Origin of the sequence: Pedobacter faecalis, assembly GCF_030182585.1 — a bacterium.
GTDB lineage: Bacteria > Bacteroidota > Bacteroidia > Sphingobacteriales > Sphingobacteriaceae > Pedobacter > Pedobacter faecalis.
In genome coordinates this window covers 2117082-2137679 of the sequence record NZ_JARXOW010000001.1, presented here as the reverse complement: position 1 = coordinate 2137679, position 20598 = coordinate 2117082, and the positions used below count along the sequence as shown (strand labels likewise).

Below are 20598 nucleotides of genomic sequence, written 5' to 3'. Positions count from 1 at the left end.
TACCTTACGTGAACAACCTTATATCATACGTGAACGTCGGTATAAGCCACGTAAAATTCTCCATCTTCCACCTCCCTTTCCATTTCGCGGAGCAGCTATCCAATCGGCATAGCAATGCACCGTGCGCACATGCCGGAGGCGGCGATACACCCCATCGCCCTCCCTGCCGCCCGAAGCGTTCGTGTTGCCTTCCACCGTACCAATCCAGGACTCGCGGCGGTCGGTAACCAAACCGCAATGCGCCACACGCTTCAACGCTGGGAAATAGATCCCAAACACATTGCCCGGTGCCGCTGCCTTGGCTAGTCGCGCGGCAGGAAAGAGGGCGGGCGACCAGCCCGTTCGGGGCTGGGCATGCCCTGCTTGTTTAAACACCCAGGAAACAAAAGCCGCGCACCAGGGCTGTCCCTTCTTCAGGCCCGCCGAAGCCAGATAGCCCTCTACACGCGGTCCGTCATTTTTGCCCGAAGCCTCCCGCACCCAAAGCTCCCCGCAGGCTATCTCCACCACACGCTTGCGTTGTTGCGCGTCGGCAACATGCGGCTTGCTCAAAGGCGTAAAACTGCCATAAAAACGCTCGCCCAGCCAGTAGCCCGCCCTTGTATGCGGCGCGGCGACTTCAAAAGAGCCTTTGCCTAGCATACTACCGCCAGGCATCCCAGGCCTGCCAGCAAGAGCAAAGCAAAAGAAAGCCAGAAGAAACTTAGCTGTTGCCATAATTCCAGCGTATTAAAGCGTGAAACCATCTCGCCCCGGTCGGGCAAACCCAATACAAACCAAAAATGGTTCAGCAGCCACCAGGCGATGCCTACGATCAGCCCGAAGCAGGCCAAACCAATCATCACCAGCAGCCAGATGCTGCCATCAATAAAGCCGCGCGTCGGGTCGGCAGAAAATACAAAGCCCTGTAACAGCGGCCACAGCCAACATATTGCAGTAAGCAGCGCGCCGATCTTAAACGCCTTTATCAGCACAGGCGTTCCCCATCCCGGGTGGGCCTGCATATTGAAATCAAGAATATTCATTTTGAAAAAAATAAGATGCAAAAAAAGAGGGCGCCATCACAGCGCCCTCAACTTAACATTAGACAATGACCAGTTCGCCAAGGTATTGCGACCGGCTCACGAGGCGGCCGTCGACAGCCTTGGCCAGGATATACACCTGAACCTCATCGCCGCTGAAGTCGAGCGGCAAACTCATGTCGTACGCCACCGCGCTGCGGGCCACCACATCCTGCGCAATCACAAACCTGTCTTTGGCCGGATTAAACACGATGACAGACACCCGGTCGGTCGCATCCCTGTCGGGAAGCCCCGGCAAATCCGCCGCCCAGCTAAAGTTCAGCTCCGCCTCATTGTCGGCCGCCACCTGCACGGCGCTCAGCTGACCAAGCTTGCCCTCGCTAAAGCGGATCTGCGCAAAGTCGATCGTGTAGTTCGGAGAAACCCCCGCAACTGCGACCTCCAGATTGTAGGCCACGCAAGCGTTCATTGCGCTTTGGTTAGGCTTGCGCACCAGGTCGAAACCCGGTTTGATAATCGTTTTCGCCCAGCTCAGGAAGCCCGAAACCAATTTCATTTTCAATTGCACTTCGATCTGCTTCACCGTTGGCGGCCGGTTCGATTTGCGCGGCATCGCCTTAATCAGATCCATTAATCTCCAGAAGCAGCCATATGCCGTTCCTAATTGTCCCTGGAATCCACCCAGGAATCCTCTTGATAATTTTCCCATTTTAGTAGGTTTTTAAAGTTTAAAAAATTTGTTTATTCACGTTGTCCTTGCAAGTCAACACGACAAACATATAGCAGCTTTCAAACAAAACCTACTGGCTCACAGTAATTTGCCGAACTTTTCCGGTGATTTTCCGGAGTTCCGGAAAATTTCAGGGCAGTTCAGGGCGCCAATTCACCCAGCCAAACACTGTTCGAGATCTGCTGCCGGTTGTCGCTCACAAAGCCGATGTACACCTGCAGCGCATGCCCGCTAAACTCGCGCGGGATCTCCAGCAAGTCGGCACTTTTATACCTCGGCGCACCACCAATCTGGAAGGCCGAACGGTTCAGCGCCTGGCAGTACACCAGCAGCATCGTTTGCGAACGCTTTAGTACATTCTCTGCGTTCGGGTCGGGCCACCAATAAAACGCCACACCCTGCAGCGTACGTTCGGCCCCAAGTCCAGACGGCATAGGCAGCGAACCCTGGGTAAGCCGCACCTTCGGGTAATCTATCCTTAAGTCCGGATAAACGCCCGTTACCGCATGCAGCAACTGGTACGACTTCGCCGCATTGTTGGCCGAAAACGGCTCTCCCCGGGCCGTGAGCTCGAAGCCCACCCTTACAAAATCCGTCATCGTGTCTACAAACCGGTTTACCACCGACATTGCACCGCGTGTCGCCCTAACCGGTTCAGTAGCCGGCTTCTTCGTTTTCCGTCGCTTAGCGCGCAAATACGGAATCCCGTTCCTGATGTAACACTCATAATCGCCCGCCACCCCTGTGGCGCCGCCGAAAACTCCCTGAGTTAATCTAGCCATAGTTTCTAATTCGAATATTAAACCAATATTTACAGGTTGCTACCCGCTCCAGTCCGTACAACATCCGGGTAGCAACCGGGCAGTATCCGGGTAGTATCCGGGCAGCAACGCCTCTCTAAACCAAAGCTAAGCCGTGTAAGGAACACGTAGTTGTGACGGTTTTGCTTTTTTAGTCTGTGAAGGTTTGTAACATTCAGATTAACAAGGAGAAGAATATAATTTCATTCAATTTTTTGTGAAATCCTATCCATTTTTTTGCAGTTAATATGTTTCAAAGCGGTCGTTCCAGGCAAAAGCAAACGTAAAAAACACTGTGTAAGTAATGCCTTTCCTGCCGGAAAACCGCAACAAGCTAAATTCGTTAACCAAACATCAACAAACCCGCTCTATGAACGAGAATGAACACCACAGATGGATCGTACCCACGCTCATGAAGAACCGGTACGCTCAGCAAATTGAAGACCTTATTGTTACCCGGATCACCAGGGGCATCCTGCAACCAGGCGAATCACTCCCCTCATGCCAAAAACTGGCCCACATCAACGGCATACACCGCAACACGGTATCCAAGGTGTACCAAAGCCTCAGTGCCTGCGGCTGGCTGCACATAGGCCGCGGCGGCAAAACCCTCGTGGCGGAACACCCGCCCATACCCAGGGGAAGCCAAAGCGGGGTGCCCGATCGGGTGCCGGCCAATATGCGGCCCCGGCAGGAAGTGCTTGCTGTGCCTGCGCCGCAAAACAAGCGCGACTATGTGATGATCGGGCCCCAGCAGCTCAACGAAACCTATTTGTCCTATAAGCTCATCGATAAACACAGTCGCTCGCATATCCGCTCCCGCATCAACGCTGCGCAGATAGAACTGCTGCGGGCCGACCGTGCAGAGCCCCTTGCAAACCCGGTATGTGGCTATCTTAATCAACGCGGATTTTCCATCGGGCTGCAAAACCTGCAACTCATCCGCGGTAAGGGCGCCGCCGTAGCCCGGCTGCTGCAACTGCTCCTGCCTCCGCAAAGCACCATCATCAATACCGTGCTAGGCTGTCAGTTTACCGAGTACATGATGCAGCAGAGTGGGCATACCATTATAGAGTTCGATATTACCCGATACGATGCACTGAGCCAGCTCGACGCGCTGCTCAACAAACAGCCCATCAAAGCCATGTATATCAGGCCGGGCTGCAGCTTCCTTAAAGCACATACTGTCGACGAAGCCACTTGTCTGGCCCTCATAGCCCTTTCGCGAAAACACAGGTTTTACCTCATCGAAGATGACGACGATCATGAGTTCTGGTACAAAGCCGAGCCCTTCCGATCGCTGATAAACTACGAAAACGACGGGCAGGTGGTGTACTGCGGCGCGCTGAGCAGATTGCATCCATATCTGCAAAACCTCCGTACCATCGTTGCTCCGGCCGAGATCATTGCCATGCTGAAAAACATGCCGGGCAGTCCGCATGAGTACCGCGACCATGTGATGGAGGTTTCCATAGAATATATGCTGAGGAGTGGTGAACTTCAAAAACTGGTGCGGCAAACCCGGCAGCAAAAGCAGCGCGACCTGATGAACATGCACGAGATACTTAAAACCCAGTTGCACGAATTTATACGATACAAACTGCCCGATCATGGCACGAGCGTCTGGATCCGCTTCCTGCCGCAGGTTAACCTCAAGTTGATGCTCGACATGCTGGAGCGCAAAGGCGTGCAGGTACCCTACTTTCCGGAAAAGCAACTGCTCCAGCAGCATGTACACCATATGCGGCTCGATTTCAGTCAGTACATTGAGGAAGAATGTTACCAGGCCGCCATAAACCTACGACAGATTTTACACCACAGGATTCGTTAGCCATGAAACACTTGCTCGAAAAAATTATTCAGCTGCTCGAAACACACTTTGAAGAATTGCGGCAGGAAAGGCAAGAGGCGCTGCTTGCGCGCAACAAAGACGTTTGGCTCGACTCAGATACCGTCCAACGGATGCTCCGGGTAACGGACCGCACACTTTTCAACTACATTAAACAAGGTAAGCTCGTTTCCGTTAAACGCGGTCACGTAAGGTACTTTCAGGAAGCCTCGGTGCTGGCGCTTATGGAAAAGGGGAGGTGAGTGTAAAGGTTAAAGCTTTTCGATTTCTTCAACAGAAAGACCAGTAGCTTCCGAAATGATCCGGATGTCGATGCCTTTGCTTTTAAAGTTCTTTGCAATGTCGCGTTTTTCCTGAGCAGCCTTCGCTTCGATCTTCGCACGTTCCTCTTGAGCCTTTGCACGCTCCTTTTCAGCGCCTCTAGCTTCACCCTTTGCGATGCCCTGTTTCTCAGCCCTGTCCAATAATAGTTCTTCTAAGCCCATGGTTTTACTCCTTTCAGTTATCTTATCAAACTCTTGTTCAAATTTACGGTAATTTTCCGGGTTTGAAAAACGTACGTAGTAGCGCAGAAAGTTTAACAGTACCCTGATCTTTGTTTTGCCTATTTTTTTGGTTAACAGATCTTTGGCCAATTTTAGTTTGATATCCAGCAGAAAGCCGTCGAGATCATTCACACTGGTTCCTTTTCTTGATAGCGCTGCTTTAGCCGTAAGCACCGCCAAGGCAAAAGGGTTGTCGCTTGCCGCCAGTTTAGCCTCATCCTGAAGGGATATCTGATAGGTGTTGTATCGATAAGTCATCTCCGTACCCAGGCAAGACAGTTTAAAGCAGTTGTCCCTGATGCGGGTGACACCATCCGTCAGTATTGCAAAGGCGGTTACGGGTTTCTGATACCTGTCAAAGATCCGGTAAAAGTAGGTAAACATGCGCTTGGCGAAGTCTTTTCTGTAGGCTGACTGAAACTCGATATGGATCAGCACCCACTCTTCCTGGCCGTTTTTACGGAACACCTTGACGAGTTTGTCCACTACCTTCGGCGCATACAGATCTTTATCAGGAGGAAACAATTGCTCCAACTCCTGGTTCAGGAACACGAAACCTTTAGAAAAATCAAAGATCTCCGATGCCTCCGGAAAAAAGAATAGCAAAAAGTCGTCAAATATATCTTCCAAAAGTCCCTTCCAAAGCAGGTCATCTTTTCGGGGACCTCTTTCCCTTACCTCAGCCGGTATCAGTTCCTCGTCTTGTTGCATCAACTAAATGTTCAGCGGCAAACTTAATCAGGAAACACTATTGACTGGTAATATCGCAATAAATTAATTTACAGGTAGTTATAAAAAATTTTGAGGCGATAGCCAAGAAATTGAACAAGAGCTCAACGATCGAAATCAAAGCACATTTTCTAGCGTGCTGATTTTGATCACCTTCTCACCTTTACAGTAGGGGAATTGGCAAAGGGACAGCTTGTTGCAACTGCCGTTCCAGATATAGTCGACTTCTCCCGACACCAGTACGCCTATAACCTGATGGGTTTTCATATCAAATACCGGTGAACCGGAGTTGCCTTGGAAGGCATCAAGGGAGGAATAGAAGTACTGCGGATGCTTGTTTTCCTGCACGTCTGCGTTGAGCGCAATTTTTTGAGGTATTCCTGAGGGGTGGCCAACCATATAAATTTCCGTCTTCAAGGCCGGATCACTTTTTAGCGCCAGTTGGAGCGGCTGCCTGCTGATTCTCTCCCTCACCTCGAATACCGTCAGGTCTACGTCCGTATCTTTATGCACAACCTTAATGGGGTGATAAATGTTCCGGTTTGAAATTAGCGCATTGTATTTGCCCTTTGCTGATTGCATAACGAATCCGAAAACCACTACATAATTCTCCACAGGCTCTGAGAAAACATGTGCGGCAGTCGCCATCTTGTTCTCAGCAACAATAAATGCAGTGCCAACGCCAGCCACCGGTTGCTCAGCAAATGGTTCACCGGGACATAATTTGTATCTGGTGCCGAGCGTAATGCCGATGTCCAGTTGAAAGGTCGAATCGGTAACCGCATGTAGCTTATCCTTTTCTACCACAATGCCCACAGAACTGGCGTTGTCGCCGATCTTTTTTTGCCAGGGGGTTTTCAAATCGAGCACATGAGGCTCCACACGGCTGTCAAACTGCGAGGGGCCACTTAAAAGGGGCTTTTTCAGCTCCAGCTCGCTTTTCGAAATAGTCAGCGATTTTGCCGCGCTTTCAGCCGCACGTTGTATCCTACGAAGTTGTTGCCGTTGCCGCATTTGCTGTTGCCGCATTTGCTGTTGCCGGTGTGCCTGACTCGTCTGCCTGACCAGCTGCTGGCTGACCTGATTTTGCTGCGTCTCCATGGCGGCCGTTTTCAATTCAGCCATTTCGTGACTGATGTTGTCGCTGACCATTTCACTGACAGTTTCGCTTATTCTTTCCTGATACAGATCCTTCAACTGCGGAAAGGCCTCGAATGCTATGTGTACTGTGTCTAAGCTGGCAGGACGCCTGGCGCGTTCCGGCAATCTTCCCGCTGTACGTACCATACACGAGCCAAGCAGCAGAACCCCAGTTAGCAAAACCGTGTGCAAGAAACAAACCCGCTTCATCTTTTACAGCCGAGATTTTGTACTCAGGTTGAGCAGGGGAATGTCCAGCACGAGTCCGACGCCAAGCCTTACCGACTGATAGCTTTGGGAAACCTCGGTATTATCTGCGTTTCTCGAAACCTCCCTCATATCAGGGCCGTACTGGCCGCCCAGATAAAAGGTAAGAGGGCTTTTCCGGAAGCCTCGAACATAATATATGCCCGGTGAGAAGATGTTGCCAAACTTAAATTCAGGTAGCGTTTGAGTGTCGTTATTGTTGTCGAGCCTAAACCGCGTTAATGCCCCAATATCTATAACAGGCAAAAAGAAACCATTCGTGCTTTCTGTTTTCTCCCGTCCCCAGGTAAAACTTAAACCCACCGGTGCCGTAAATCCTACGGAAGGCGCACCATAGGCTACCTTGTTTTTCCAGGTAATCTCGAGTGCGGGTAGCACACCGGGGTAGGCGCCGAGCGACATATTAAACCTCGATTTTCGTTTAATGGAATAGCTGCCCGCCGGCAATGCGAAGGCTTCAATGGCTTTCTGTACCCCCTCCGCATCCTTAGCCGTGGCCATGCCATTCACAAAGTTGATCATCGAGATCGCCCTCGGATGAATGCCTAGGTCGGTCCGCTCCCCGGTTTTTTGCATTATGTCGGAAACAAATTGAAGCAATTCCTGCCTGCGCGCAAGGGCAGCAGCGGTGCGTTCTTCTTTATTCGCTTCCATAACAAAGTTATCGTACAAGGCTAAACTGTAGTCGTCAATCAGCTTTGTAAGCCTTGCAGCATCAGCCTTGTCGAACACTTGAACACCACTGATGGTAAAGCCAACGATCCTGTTACCCAGTTCTTCCGCCGCTTTGTCGACCGCTATATCTGCATAATAAGACACGAGCAACTTCTGGAAGACAGGGTTTTTCAGAAAGCTTTTCGCCTCGTTGATCCCGGAGATATCAAGTGTTTCAATTTTGAGCAGCATCTCTCTCAGCACACGTAACCGGGTAGCGTTCAATGCTAAGTCGGGATCACCTTTATAATTTACCAGATAAAAGTAATTCATATCCCGTACTTCCTGTGCAAGCACAAGCGCTCCCTCTTTTATCTTAGCTTTCAAATCCTCAACCGTGTTATACCGGTTATTGATCAACGTTTGAGCGAGTGTGTGCCATTGCCGGATATTCTCATTCGGTTTAATCAGCGTTAATCGCGTCAATGCTGCAGAAATGGTTGAAATGTCTTTAGAAGGTGCAAATTCTGAGGCTGCCTGCAATGATTTGGTCAGCGCGGTAGCATAACGCTTCTTTTGCAGATCGTAAATAATGTCGTTTGCAGATCTTGCCATGCTTAGATAGGGCATGATATCTTTTAATGGCGATAAAGAAGCTGTGTTGATTTTCAGGGAGTCGGCCATCAGGTTCATGGCTAAATTGTTGCCAGATGTGAGCACTTCGTCAGACATGTCGATCACGCTGTTTACAAAGTTATAGACCGTATCTGCACCAATTTTTCTTCCCGTCTTTTTAGACTGCCTGATCTCGAGCGCGGTTGTATACACTTTTTCTCCTTTAGTCGCGATCGCCGACATCATCGATTGGATATTGTCGCGATATTTATCGACGTAAGCGGGGACTTTACTTGTGGTAACCTTACCCAGAACGGTCCCGAATGAGAATGCAGGCTGCGCGTTAGCTGCTGTTTTAAAGGAGATCTGATAGTACTTTTTGTCCTGCTGATACAAAAATCCGGTATATAATTCGAAGAAAGCCCTTTCACCTGCATAATTTTCCAGAAAACTGGTGCCGGCAAACTTCGGTTCTTCGTTATCGATTACAATCATGCTATAAGCAATCATGTTCGACAGCTCAATAGCGTTGATCAGATTGTGCTGCCAATATATACCACTTCCTTTCCATTTTTTTAAAGTTTCACTGTTCTCCAGCAGCTTAAAATAATCAATCGGATATTTGATGCTCGCCAGTTCCGGAACAATCCTCAGCGCGTCGAAAGCAAATTCCAGGTTGGGGTGTTCAGCTAACAATCTCCTTGTCCGGGGCGTATATTTTAGCTCAGCGGCATTAGTCAAAATGTTGTTCAGATCATTCTCGATATGTTGTTTAACCTCATTCGGAAAGCTCGTCAGCCGGTCGGCGCTAAAGCTTTTAATAAACATTGTGGTTCCCGGGAGGATCACCTTGAATTCCGCCAGCGGATCGTTGGCCGCAGGATTTTCCAGCCAGGTCTTAATGTTTTCAATAGCGTAAGTGGTTAATTCATCTTTAATCCGTTGCGCCATAAAACGCGCCAGTCCGTCAATGTAAGTCTCGAAGCCCATGCTTCCGCCCAGAAAAGGGATGCTCTTTTGCAGGGAAGAGTTAAAATTGGCCGCCGCGTAAGGATCCGGCAGTCCGTCAACAACATTGTTATATTTTTTGATGAACTTTTCGATGTTGTTGCTGATAAAAACGTTTGTACCCTGGTAATTGCGTTTAAGACGTCTCATTTCTATGGAATCGGCTGCATTTTGAAATTCATAATATTTCGCTAATCCACTGTCAATATCCTCAGAAAGCTTGCTGACCGGTCTGGGCTGAGTTTCACCGTCTACTTCGACTTTTAATTCGTTTGCAGCCATATAGGAAGTTAGTTGCTTCTTTAGACCCGTCACCGATTGCTGCCTTCGCATAGCGCTGTCTTTAGCCTTTTTATATTCCGCAGCCAGAGTGGCATCCATAGTTGAATCTCTCTGATCATCCGTTAAATAAGATTTGAATATGGATATCACCAAAGCCCGGTCGCGCGCAATTTCTTCCTGCCGGGTTTCCGGATCCAGGGAATTATAGTTCTTTTTTAAAAGATCAATTAGCGTTGCAGCATTTCCTGATACAGGCAGGTTTTTCTGGGCAAGGGCAGGCAATGCCAACATGACCAGGGAGAGGAAAATAAGACGTTTCATACAGTTTGTTTGTTCGGTATTGCGCTAAAAGTAAGCACTTTATGCCGAAACAACACATACCTGTTTACGGGTATTTGAATAGATTAAGATCGAGCCGCTTGGATTTCGTGGAATTACAGTTTTTCGATTTCGTCAACTGAAAGACCAGTAGCTTCCGAAATGATCTTGACCTCGATGCCTTTGTTTTTCAAGTGCTTTGCAATCTCTGCCTTTTCTTTTTCAGCGCCTCTAGCTTCACCCTTTGCGATGCCCTGTTTCTCAGCCCTGTCCAATAATAGTTCTTCTAAGCCCATGGTTTTACTCCTTTCAGTTATCTTATCAAACTCTTGTTCAAATTTACGGTAATTTTCCGGGTTTGAAAAACGTACGTAGTAGCGCAGAAAGTTTAACAGTACCCTGATCTTTGTTTTGCCTATTTTTTTGGTTAACAGATCTTTGGCCAATTTTAGTTTGATATCCAGCAGAAAGCCGTCGAGATCATTCACACTGGTTCCTTTTCTTGATAGCGCTGCTTTAGCCGTAAGCACCGCCAAGGCAAAAGGGTTGTCGCTTGCCGCCAGTTTAGCCTCATCCTGAAGGGATATCTGATAGGTGTTGTATCGATAAGTCATCTCCGTACCCAGGCAAGACAGTTTAAAGCAGTTGTCCCTGATGCGGGTGACACCATCCGTCAGTATTGCAAAGGCGGTTACGGGTTTCTGATACCTGTCAAAGATCCGGTAAAAGTAGGTAAACATGCGCTTGGCGAAGTCTTTTCTGTAGGCTGACTGAAACTCGATATGGATCAGCACCCACTCTTCCTGGCCGTTTTTACGGAACACCTTGACGAGTTTGTCCACTACCTTCGGCGCATATAGATCTTTATCAGGAGGAAACAATTGCTCTAATTCCTGATTTAAGAACACAAATCCTTTCGAAAAATCAAACATTTCCGTTGCCTGAGGAAAAAAGAAAAGCAAAAAATCGTCAAATATATCTTCCAAAAGTCCCTTCCAAAGCAGGTCATCTTTTCGGGGAATCTTTTCATTCACTACATCGGCCTGTATCAGTTCCTGGTTTTGTTGCATCAACTAAATGTTCAGCGGCAAACTTAATCAGGAATTATAGTACGGTGGTAATGATATAAGAAATTTATTTACAGCTAGTTAAGAAATATTTTGAGGTGATAATCAAGGAATTGAACAGGTATTGCAGAATACGTGAAAGCTATTCCAGGACTAGACAAGGACTAGACAAGGACTAGACACAAACCCGACTCAACCTTACGTCGTTCGGGATTTGTTCGGGACTGATTGGGGGTTTCTTCGCAAAACAGGGTACCTTTTGCGAACAAATGGTGGACCAGGGCCGGATTAAGGCCGAATCAGCCGAAGCGGATATTTCTGGTAGATAGCCAGAAAAACGAGGTTACACACCTATAAGTTGTGTAAAATGCTATTTTTGCGGCATAGGGTAAGTTTTATGGATTTTAATGAACGGGAGGTCTCCGAGGGCAAAGACGACTTTGATCTGGAAGCTTTCGTGAATATTTCTTTGGATTGGATTTGCGTAGCAGGTTTCGACGGATATTTCAGAAAGGTTAACGACGCGGTGTGCCGTACACTTGGCTACACGCGGGAGGAGCTTTTTGCTAAGCCAATAAGTTCGTTTATGCACCCGGACGATAGGGAACTGACTGCGAAAAGGCGTGAGAAACTGCTTGGGGGTGAGCCGCTACACAATTATGAAAACCGTTACATCACCAAAAGCGGGAATACCGTGTGGCTTACCTGGACTTCCGTAGCGATGCCGGAAAAACAACTGGTATTTGCCGTTGCCAAGAATATTACAGAAAAGAAACTCGATTCTTACCGCAGACTAAAGTCGATAGAGAAACAGTTTAACGCTGACCCCATTGGTCTGGCAGGTGTAGGGCTTTCTGAAGCAGACAAGCTGTGGCTGCAAGAACTGGAGGCTAAAGTCGCATCGGCCATTAAAAACACCAATATTAAGGTGAGTACGATAAGTGATGCAATGGCTATGAGCGAGCGGCAACTATACCGACGGCTTGACGATCTGCTGCAGGCTACACCCAATAATTACATCAGGGGAATACGCTTAAAAGTAGCCAGGGAAGCTATAGAAAGCGGCAAGTGCCGCACCATTGCTGAGGTGGCCTTTGCCGCTGGTTTCAAAACCCCGTCCTATTTCCGTAAAGTCTTTGCCGAACACTTCGGCTATGATGTAAATAATCTGTTTTTTTAATTAGCTAAAACGATACTGTTTGCTTACACAGTTGTAGCAGATATAACGCTTCAGCGGAAGCCAGCCTAAAAATATCTTTACAGCCTTGGGCCTTGGAATTCTTTCCAGCTGTGTTGATTTGCAGTACATACAAGTCTTTCTGTCTTCTGTTTCATAGCTTTTCGAAATATCTACCCTTTTGCCTTCCATTGTTCAATACTTTAGTTATGATTGGTTTGTTGTGTGTGGTGTAATAGGGAAGGATTGTGACAAATGTACCCCCTCTCAGGTTAACAAAACTGACATTGATGTCAACAAAACTGCCATTCCGAATGCCTAAAGTGTACGTTTTACACTATCTGAAGTAATATTTTGTTCATTTATAGCGTTTTAGCGCTAAATACACAGAATATTTATGAAAAATTAATATGAATAGTTGTATAACATTTCCTTATATTTGTTCGAATCCTTAAGTATTATTTAGTATTGCAGTGAAAAATCAGGTCCATTTTTAAAGTTTTCAGTCAAAATCAAGGGAATGTTTTCATTTTTTAAGAAAAAAACACGTGTAGATAATATAGAATGGCTCGGAATTGATGTTCATTCGCATTTATTACCCGGAATTGACGACGGATCACCCGATGTTACGCAATCTGTAGCCTTGATTAAGCAACTAAATGAGCTCGGTTTCCGTAAATTCCTTTGCACGCCGCATATTTTTAAAGAATTGTACCCAAACACCTGCGATACCATTAACCCGGCACTGGCCCAAACCAGGGAAGCCCTCACCAAAGCTAAAATCAATGTAGAGCTTGGTGCGGCGGCTGAGTACATGATTGATGAAAACTTTGAGATCAGCGACGACCTGATGTGCCTGCCAGAGAAGTACCTGTTGATAGAAATGTCGTACCTGAATGAAAGCCCTAATATAGAAAAGACAATTTTCGACCTGCAGATTAAAGGCTATAACATTATTCTGGCCCACCCGGAGCGCTATGTGTTTTATCACAAAAGCTTAACCAAGCTGGAACGCTATAAAGACATGGGCGTAATGCTTCAAATGAACCTTCTTTCTCCGACAGGATACTATGGCAAAGAAGTGAAACGCGCTGCCGATTATCTGCTCGAACGCAGGTACTATGACCTGACCGGAACAGACCTGCACCACGATAAACATTTGCAGGCCCTAACAGATGCCGTTAAAAGCGGTTATTTATACGAAAAACTAGGGGAGTACCCTTTTAAAAATAAGGAAGTGTTTTCGTGAACGTAATACCCAAAAATAGTGATGCCCGATTAAGCAAGAAAAAAGCTAAATTTGCAACTCTTTTTTACTTAAAAATGAGAATTAACCTTCATCACAACCTATGATTTTAATTAGACATCGAAAAAACATTAGCTCCTTATTAATCCTCTCAGTTTTGTTTCTAGGCTCTTGTACGAGTACTAAGAACGTCCCTTATTTCCAGGATATCAGTACAGAAGCGCAGTCAGAACTAGCAAATACCGCCAAGTTTACCGAGCCTGTTATTCAGACAGATGATATTTTGTCAATTTCAATCTTCACCATAGATCCTAATACGAATATGGTAGTCAATCAAGCCGCAAGTCAGGCTATTAGCACTAATACCGGACCTGTATCCACACTTGGTGCAACCCCCCCCACTGCTGGTTTTCTGGTTGATAAGAACGGGGAAATAGATCTCTCAGTGGTCGGGAAGATTAAAGTAGCCGGGTTTACTACCTACGAAGCAAGAGATCTTATTAAGGAGAGTGCCTCCAAGGTATATCAAAATCCAAATGTTCAAGTAAGATTCGCAAATTTCAAGGTAACAATACTTGGAGAGGTAGCGAGGCCAGCTTCCTATGTCATCCCGAATGAAAAAGTTACAGTGCTTGATGCGTTAGGGCTAGCCGGAGACTTAACCATCTTCGGTAAAAGAGAAAATGTCACTCTGATAAGAGACAATAATGGGAAAAAAGAGTTTGCGCGGCTAAATCTGAATTCTAAAGAAATTTTCAACAGTCCATACTTCTATTTAAAGCAAAATGATGTGTTGTATGTCGAACCTAATAAGGGTAAGGCAGCCTCATTGAACCAAGCTCGGACGCAAACATTCGCTATAATTGGTACAGCGCTATCTGTATTAATAGTTTTATTAACAAGATTATAATAAAATGGATACTTTTTCAGAAGATAATACGCAGGAAGATTCGGGGATAGATTTCAAGAAGCTATTCGGTAAACTCATTGCCAACTGGCTTTGGATTTTATTGTCGCTTACCATTTCCTTGTCCTTGGCATATTTTTATTATAAATATAAAACACCAACATATACAATATCCGCACGGATATTGGTTAACGATGAAAAAAAAGGTGCAGGAATGCTTGGTGGGGGTGACTTACTGGGTGACTTAGGAGGGCTTCTCGGATCTAAAAGTACAGTAGATAACGAAGCTGAAGTTCTCAAAACTAGGTTTTTATTGGAGCAGGTTGTTGAGGATATGAAATTAAATGTAACCTATTACTCCAAAACTCCTTTGAAAAACGTGCAACTTTATAAGTCCCCGCTCATATTAAATATTCTCAAAGAGCAAGATACTATACGAAGTACAGATGTTGATCTTAAAATCTCGAAAGGTAAAACCTTGTCTGTTGTTACTGATGAGTTAGATACAACTGTAGAGTTGGGTTCTCCCTTTAAAATCCCTGGTGTCGGCGTCGTCCAGATTTCTAAAAACGACAGTATCCCATTGCACGAGGACGACTTTATGATAAATGTGAAATCTGTTGATTCTAAGGTCGCTGAGCTAAAAGAGAATCTGAAGGTAGAGGTTACAAATAAACTCGTAACAGTCATTGATCTTTCTCTTAATCATGCTATCCCCAGAAAAGGTGAGGATATAATGAATAAGCTTATTGAAAAGTACGTCGAAGCTAATGTCAAAGATAAAAATGAGGTTGCAGACAGTACCGTTAAATTTATCCAAAGCCGTTTAGGGTTTATCGGAAGAGAGTTGGGCGACTTAGAGGGAAATATTCAAGGTTTCAAGCAATCGAACAATCTTGCTGATATGACTGAACAGTCAAAACTTTTGGTACAGACCACTAGCCAATATTTGGATGAATTATCAAAGGTAGAGACACAGATTAGTATCCTAAAAAGCTTGCAGGATTATCTTAAGGACGAGAATACAAATAAGCGGGTGTTACCTAGTTCGGTAATTCCAACTGATATGGTTTTTAGTGGAGCCGTGGAGCGTTACAACGAACTGACTATGGAACGTGCCAGGCAGTTAATTGGTGTCACAGAGTCTAACCCTAGCATTGTATTAATTGATAAGGAGATCGCTAATGCCAGGGCAGATATCCAATCCAATCTCTCTAACACATTAAGAGGTTTCGAGATCACCAGAAATAAGATCTCGGCACAGATGAGGAAGGCCGAAGCACAGGTAAAGGATGTCCCTCAGATCGAGCGGCAGTACTTAAACTTAGCAAGGCAGCAGCAGATAAAGCAAGAGTTATATATCTTTTTGATGCAAAAGTCTGAGGAGACTGCTATTTCTAAGACTTCCAATATTGCAAATTCTAAGACGATTGACCCGCCTAAGTCTGAATTTAAACCAATCAGCCCTAAAAAAAGTATGGTGCTGATGCTGGGATTTATTGTCGGTTTAGCGGTTCCCGTCGGGTTAATATATATACTAGAAGTTTTAAACAATAAGATTCAGACTAAAGATGACATCATTAAGGGCACTAGCACGCCTATAGTCGGGGAGATTAGTCATAATCAGGAAAATGACAACTTAGTTGTTTCTAACAGTTCTCGTTCCGCAGTTGCTGAACAATTCAGAGCATTAAGAACGAATTTGTCTTTTATGACGAACACTGTTGATGAAAAGGTCATCTTATTGACGTCCAGCATGTCAGGGGAGGGGAAATCTTTCGTCGCGATAAACCTTGGTAATATCCTTGCTCTATCCAACAAAAGAGTTATTTTGATGGAACTTGATCTTAGGAAACCCGGGCTTTCCGCAAAGGTCAATATCCCAAATACTAAGGGTTTTACCAATTTTATTATTGACTCTTCCTTAACTTCGAAGGATATTATTCAACCTCTAAAGCTTCACAAAAGTCTTTTCATAGTCCCTTCGGGTCCCATACCGCCAAATCCTGCAGAGTTGCTGCTTAATGGCAGGACCGGCGAATTAATAGAGGAGTTAAAAAAAGATTTCGATTACATTATAGTTGACGCTCCGCCTATTGGGGTAGTAACCGATGCGCAGCTGATAGCACCTCATGCTGATACCTGTTTATACTTAGTACGGCAAAATTATACATACAAAGCTCAGTTAAATATTGTGGAGGATTTGAGGAAAAATAGAAAAATAAAGTCTATCGGAGTTGTTGTTAATGATATTCAAGTTTCTGAGGGCTATGGTTATGGCTATGGTTATGGCTATGGTTATGGCTACGGTTATGGATACGGTTATGGTAACTACGGTTCCAACGAATCCAAAAAGACACCAATTTGGAAACGTTTAATAAGAAAATAAAATTCTATTCGAATGGCATATAAGATACTTATCACGGGAACTGCTGGTTTTGTCGGGTTCCATTTAGCAGAATCACTTCTTAAGGAAGGTTATGAGATAGTTGGCTTGGATAACATAAATGATTACTATGACGTTAATCTGAAATTCGCTCGTCTCGCGCAAAGTGGCATCGACCAAAGTGAAATTAATTGGTTCCAGATAGTTCAGAGCTCTGTGCACAAGAATTATCGGTTCGTGAGAATGAATTTGGAGGATAAGTCTGAGTTGATGGAACTATGTGCTAGTGAAAACGTTGATGTCATTATTAATCTTGCTGCGCAGGCGGGTGTAAGATATTCAATTGAAAACCCAGACGCGTATGTTCAGTCAAACGTTGTCGGTTTTCTAAACATATTGGAAGTATCTAGGCGTTTTAAGGTTAAACATTTGCTATATGCCAGTTCATCCAGTGTTTATGGACTTAACAAGACAATGCCTTTTTCTGTGCAGGATAGAGTAGACCAACCGGTTTCATTGTATGCAGCTACAAAAAGGTCGAACGAGCTGATGGCTCACACCTATAGTCATTTATATAAGATACCAACCACTGGGCTTCGTTTTTTCACGGTGTACGGTCCTTGGGGCCGGCCTGATATGGCTTACTTTTTATTTGCAGACGCAATCAAAGAGGGAAAAGCGATAAAGGTATTCAATCATGGCAAGCTGAAGCGTGACTTTACATACATCGACGATATTGTGAACGGTATAAAGAATATGGTCGAAAAGTATTTAAATGGAGTTCCACCAAGCGATGAGGATACTTTATATAATATATATAATATAGGAAACAATACGCCGGTAGAGCTCATGGAGTTTATAACAATAGTCGGTGATTCTATGGGTATGAAGCCGGAAATGCAAATGCTAGATATGCAACAGGGGGATGTATATGCGACATGGGCTGACGTCACTGAATTAATTGAAAACTTTAATTACCGTCCTGACACACCACTGCAAATAGGGATAAGTAAGTTTGCAGATTGGTATAAGAATTACTACAAATTATAAATACACGTTCATGGCCAAGATAGCCATTAGTAAAAAGTCGGATCAATGATAAAATATATTTACAGAATTTTAGCTGAACTAAAACGTAGAAAATTGAAGTCTAAGTGCACGTTGAAGGGCAGTGTATATTTTTCAGATAGTTCTGATATTCGACTGTATTATGGTTCGGACAAAGGTGATGTCGTGATTGGGAATCACGTAAAAATGTATGGAAAACTTACAACCCAAAATCACGCCAAGATAATTTGTAAGGATAATGTGACGATCGGGTCCAATACTATCGTTCACGCAGTAAGCGGTGTCACTTTTGAAACGGGGGCCACAATTTCATATAACGTTACTATTAGCGATAACAACAACCATCCTGTTCATCCTGAAGACAGAAAATTGATTTATTCTAACCCATCGCCAAAATACCTTTATAGAAGTGTGTGGGAAATATCAGATAACGCACCCGTAGTAGTAGGAGAAAATGCTTGGATAGGGGCCCATGCTATTATTCTTAAAGGTGTCACTATAGGTGAGAATAGTATTGTTGCGATGGCATCAGTTGTGACTAAGGACGTTCCTGCAAATTCCATTGTTGCCGGTAATCCCGCTAAAGTGGTAAGGACAGACATACATCTTTTGCCACGGAAACTTGTTATGAAAGATGGAGATATAAGCATACTATAAATATATTCCTTATCTAGTAAAGACTTCATGCAATCTTCATTAAGAGTATTCATTAACACTGGGACATTATACATAAATCTCATAATAACTACCGTAGTCAGCTTATTTTTGACAAGTGTTGTGCTTCGTGAATTAGGCATCGACAATTTCGGTATCTATAACTTGATTGGCGGAATTATTAATCTTTTAGCCTTCTTTAGTGGCACATTAATGATTGCCACACAAAGATATATGTCCATTTCTATCGGAAAAAAGGATATTAGTCTTTTGCGTAAAGTCTTCTCAATAAGTTTAAAGCTACATTGGATATTCGCTGTTTTCGTCCTATTATTTCTTGAAGTACTTACGGCGATACTCTTTGACGGTATGCTTAATATACCGGCAGATAAAGTCGGAGCTGCAAAGGTCGTCTATCAAATTATGGTGGTATCGGTGTTGTTTACTATTATGTCAACTCCTTACAATGCTGCGCTTAATGCGCACGAACATTTGTGGTTTTTTGCGATCGTCGAGATTATTACTAGCATATTAAAGCTGTCCTTAGTTTTTTTATTGAAAGAGGCATCTGATCCACTCATTTTCTATTCGGCCTGGATGTTGTTTACCACCGTCATAAATATGGTGATAAAAGTAGTATGGTGCAAAATTAAATATAGTGAAGCTAAGAACGTTGTAAGTGCTAAGTTCGCTGATAACAAAGATTTAGTTAGAGAGATGGCGGGTTATCTTGGATGGAATTCACTAAGTAGTTTTGCTGTTATAGGCCGGACTCAAGGTACTGCTATCATACTGAATGTTTTCTTTTCTACCGCTATAAATGCTGTGGTGGGCATTGCAAATCAAGTTCGCAGCCTTCTCTCTTATTTTTCACAAATGCTAACAAACTCAATCACACCGCAGATTATGAAGAGTAAGGGTGAAGGTGATATGGATAAATTTTTGTATCTATCCGTGTTTTCATGCAAGCTAGCTTTTGGGTTATCTGCATTGATAGCGTTGCCTATTCTCACTAATTTACCATTAATTCTTTCTTTATGGCTTAGGCTCGTGCCTGAAAATACGGTAATCTATTGTCGGTTGACTTTAAGCGCTTTTCTTGTCATGCAGCTATACCCTGGATTGGTTAGAGCTATTCTTGCCGACAGGAATATCAAATATTATCAAATTTTTACATCAATTATACTTCTTTTACCATTAGCCATATCACCTGTCTTTTTCCGACTGGGATTTATTCATTATACGATCTTTTATATAATATTTGTCGCCGAAATATGCTCGTTAGTCATTACGGCGTTATTTACGTATAGATTATACCGACTGGATATTGTAATGTACGCGAAGTATGTAATGATATCTTCATCCCTCTTCATAATATTATATTTTATCTTCATCAACCTTAATCAGTATTTGAGTATGGGAATTTTCGTTTCATTGGTTATAGGCGGGTTGTCAGCACTGACATTCGTTCTATTCTATTATAACTTGGTATTTAGTAGAAGAGAAAAGGAATCCGTAATGAATCTGTTAAGTAATATTAGAGGTAGAATTCGCAGATAGATTATGTTAGAAAATATTAGATTGATTCGCTTTATTTTCCATTTGCTTGTTTTTATTTCTTCGAATAAAACTGTGAAAGATCTTATAACTTCAGACGTAGAGATGGTAATCAAGAAGCGAAGGTGGACAGATATTTCCCTTTATAAAGCGTTACTTGTTACTCTCAAGAATGACAAGTACTATAGAACAATCTTTTATCTTAGAATTGGACGGAAATCGAGGTTCCTGAGATTACTTTCCCCTGGCTCTAACAGTTTCTTTCTTAATACGAACCAAATTGGTGGAGGGATTTATCTGGCACATCCATTCGCAACATTCATCAATGCAGAGCGGATTGGACGAGATTTTTCATGCCGGCAATGTACTACTATAGGAAATAAGACAGATGGGAGAAATGACCTTAGACCTACAATTGGAAATAACGTGCAGGTAGGTGCGAATGTGGTTATTATCGGACATGTTAATATAGGTGATAACGTAATAATTGGTGCAGGCTCAGTAATTGTCAAAGATATAGAAAGCAACTCTATCGTAGCTGGCAATCCCGCTCGAGTTATACGAAAGATATCTTAGT

General features: G+C 44.3%; 18 protein-coding genes. 10 read left to right on the top strand and 8 right to left on the bottom strand.

Translation table 11 applies throughout. The features are described 5' to 3' along the window. Positions 1-18: 18 nt before the first annotated feature. The 4 genes from QEP07_RS09635 to QEP07_RS09620 all read right to left on the bottom strand — a co-directional run bounded on the left by QEP07_RS09635 (position 19) and on the right by QEP07_RS09620 (position 2534). Positions 19-717 (bottom strand): C40 family peptidase, encoded by a 699-nt coding sequence (locus tag QEP07_RS09635; RefSeq protein WP_285009848.1) that lies wholly within the window; start codon positions 715-717, stop codon positions 19-21. Beyond that, on the bottom strand, positions 636-1025 hold the full coding sequence (locus QEP07_RS09630) for a hypothetical protein (RefSeq protein ID WP_285009846.1): 390 nt from the start codon (positions 1023-1025) through the stop codon (positions 636-638). Before QEP07_RS09630 ends, QEP07_RS09635 begins: the two co-directional genes overlap by 82 nt. Positions 1026-1083: 58 nt before the next feature. Further along, the gene (locus QEP07_RS09625) at positions 1084-1731 is read right to left on the bottom strand and encodes a DUF6266 family protein (RefSeq protein WP_285009843.1); all 648 of its coding nucleotides are present in this window, start codon (positions 1729-1731) and stop codon (positions 1084-1086) included. A 161-nt stretch (positions 1732-1892) separates the two neighbouring features. Next, positions 1893-2534, bottom strand: a complete 642-nt coding sequence (locus QEP07_RS09620; protein WP_285009842.1) for a DUF6266 family protein — start codon at positions 2532-2534, stop codon at positions 1893-1895. A gap of 388 nt (positions 2535-2922) precedes the next feature. Here QEP07_RS09620 and QEP07_RS09615 point away from each other — a divergent pair, with 388 nt between their 5' ends. Together QEP07_RS09615 and QEP07_RS09610 are read left to right on the top strand one after the other, a co-directional pair. Continuing rightward, positions 2923-4383 carry a GntR family transcriptional regulator gene (locus QEP07_RS09615; protein ID WP_285009839.1) on the top strand — a complete coding sequence of 487 codons (1461 nt, stop codon included), beginning with the start codon at positions 2923-2925 and terminating at the stop codon, positions 4381-4383. Positions 4384-4385: 2 nt separating this feature from the next. Continuing rightward, on the top strand, positions 4386-4643 hold the full coding sequence (locus QEP07_RS09610) for a helix-turn-helix domain-containing protein (protein ID WP_285009837.1): 258 nt from the start codon (positions 4386-4388) through the stop codon (positions 4641-4643). A gap of 9 nt (positions 4644-4652) precedes the next feature. On the opposite strand, the gene QEP07_RS09605 is transcribed toward QEP07_RS09610, so the two are convergent. The 4 genes from QEP07_RS09605 to QEP07_RS09590 form a co-directional block, all read right to left on the bottom strand. Further along, entirely contained in the window at positions 4653-5657 is a 1005-nt protein-coding gene (locus tag QEP07_RS09605) for an RpnC/YadD family protein (RefSeq protein ID WP_285009835.1), read from the bottom strand. Positions 5658-5792: 135 nt separating this feature from the next. Next, positions 5793-6962, bottom strand: a complete 1170-nt coding sequence (locus QEP07_RS09600; protein WP_285009833.1) for a trypsin-like serine peptidase — start codon at positions 6960-6962, stop codon at positions 5793-5795. 66 nt (positions 6963-7028) lie between these two features. After that, positions 7029-9962 (bottom strand): hypothetical protein, encoded by a 2934-nt coding sequence (locus tag QEP07_RS09595; protein WP_285009831.1) that lies wholly within the window; start codon positions 9960-9962, stop codon positions 7029-7031. Positions 9963-10075: 113 nt separating this feature from the next. After that, positions 10076-11029 carry an Rpn family recombination-promoting nuclease/putative transposase gene (locus QEP07_RS09590; RefSeq protein ID WP_285009830.1) on the bottom strand — a complete coding sequence of 318 codons (954 nt, stop codon included), beginning with the start codon at positions 11027-11029 and terminating at the stop codon, positions 10076-10078. Between the two features lie 394 nt (positions 11030-11423). Here QEP07_RS09590 and QEP07_RS09585 point away from each other — a divergent pair, with 394 nt between their 5' ends. The 8 genes from QEP07_RS09585 (at position 11424) to QEP07_RS16550 (ending at position 20597) form a co-directional block, all read left to right on the top strand. Further along, positions 11424-12206 (top strand): PAS domain S-box protein, encoded by a 783-nt coding sequence (locus QEP07_RS09585; protein ID WP_285009828.1) that lies wholly within the window; start codon positions 11424-11426, stop codon positions 12204-12206. Between the two features lie 517 nt (positions 12207-12723). Further along, on the top strand, positions 12724-13452 hold the full coding sequence (locus QEP07_RS09580) for a tyrosine-protein phosphatase (RefSeq protein ID WP_285009826.1): 729 nt from the start codon (positions 12724-12726) through the stop codon (positions 13450-13452). 100 nt (positions 13453-13552) lie between these two features. Then, complete coding sequence (locus QEP07_RS09575; RefSeq protein ID WP_285009823.1) at positions 13553-14359, top strand: polysaccharide biosynthesis/export family protein; 807 nt, start codon at positions 13553-13555, stop codon at positions 14357-14359. A gap of 4 nt (positions 14360-14363) precedes the next feature. Beyond that, entirely contained in the window at positions 14364-16745 is a 2382-nt protein-coding gene (locus tag QEP07_RS09570; RefSeq protein ID WP_285009821.1) for a GumC family protein, read from the top strand. Positions 16746-16757: 12 nt separating this feature from the next. Beyond that, a complete protein-coding gene (locus QEP07_RS09565) occupies positions 16758-17792 on the top strand; it encodes an NAD-dependent epimerase/dehydratase family protein (protein WP_285009818.1) in 1035 nt (344 codons plus the stop codon). Positions 17793-17837: 45 nt separating this feature from the next. Beyond that, positions 17838-18467 carry an acyltransferase gene (locus QEP07_RS09560; protein WP_285009815.1) on the top strand — a complete coding sequence of 210 codons (630 nt, stop codon included), beginning with the start codon at positions 17838-17840 and terminating at the stop codon, positions 18465-18467. A 27-nt stretch (positions 18468-18494) separates the two neighbouring features. Beyond that, positions 18495-20024 (top strand): MATE family efflux transporter, encoded by a 1530-nt coding sequence (locus QEP07_RS09555; protein WP_285009813.1) that lies wholly within the window; start codon positions 18495-18497, stop codon positions 20022-20024. 3 nt (positions 20025-20027) lie between these two features. Next, positions 20028-20597 carry a serine acetyltransferase gene (locus QEP07_RS16550; protein ID WP_350223368.1) on the top strand — a complete coding sequence of 190 codons (570 nt, stop codon included), beginning with the start codon at positions 20028-20030 and terminating at the stop codon, positions 20595-20597. The last annotated feature ends 1 nt before the right edge of the window (position 20598 follow it).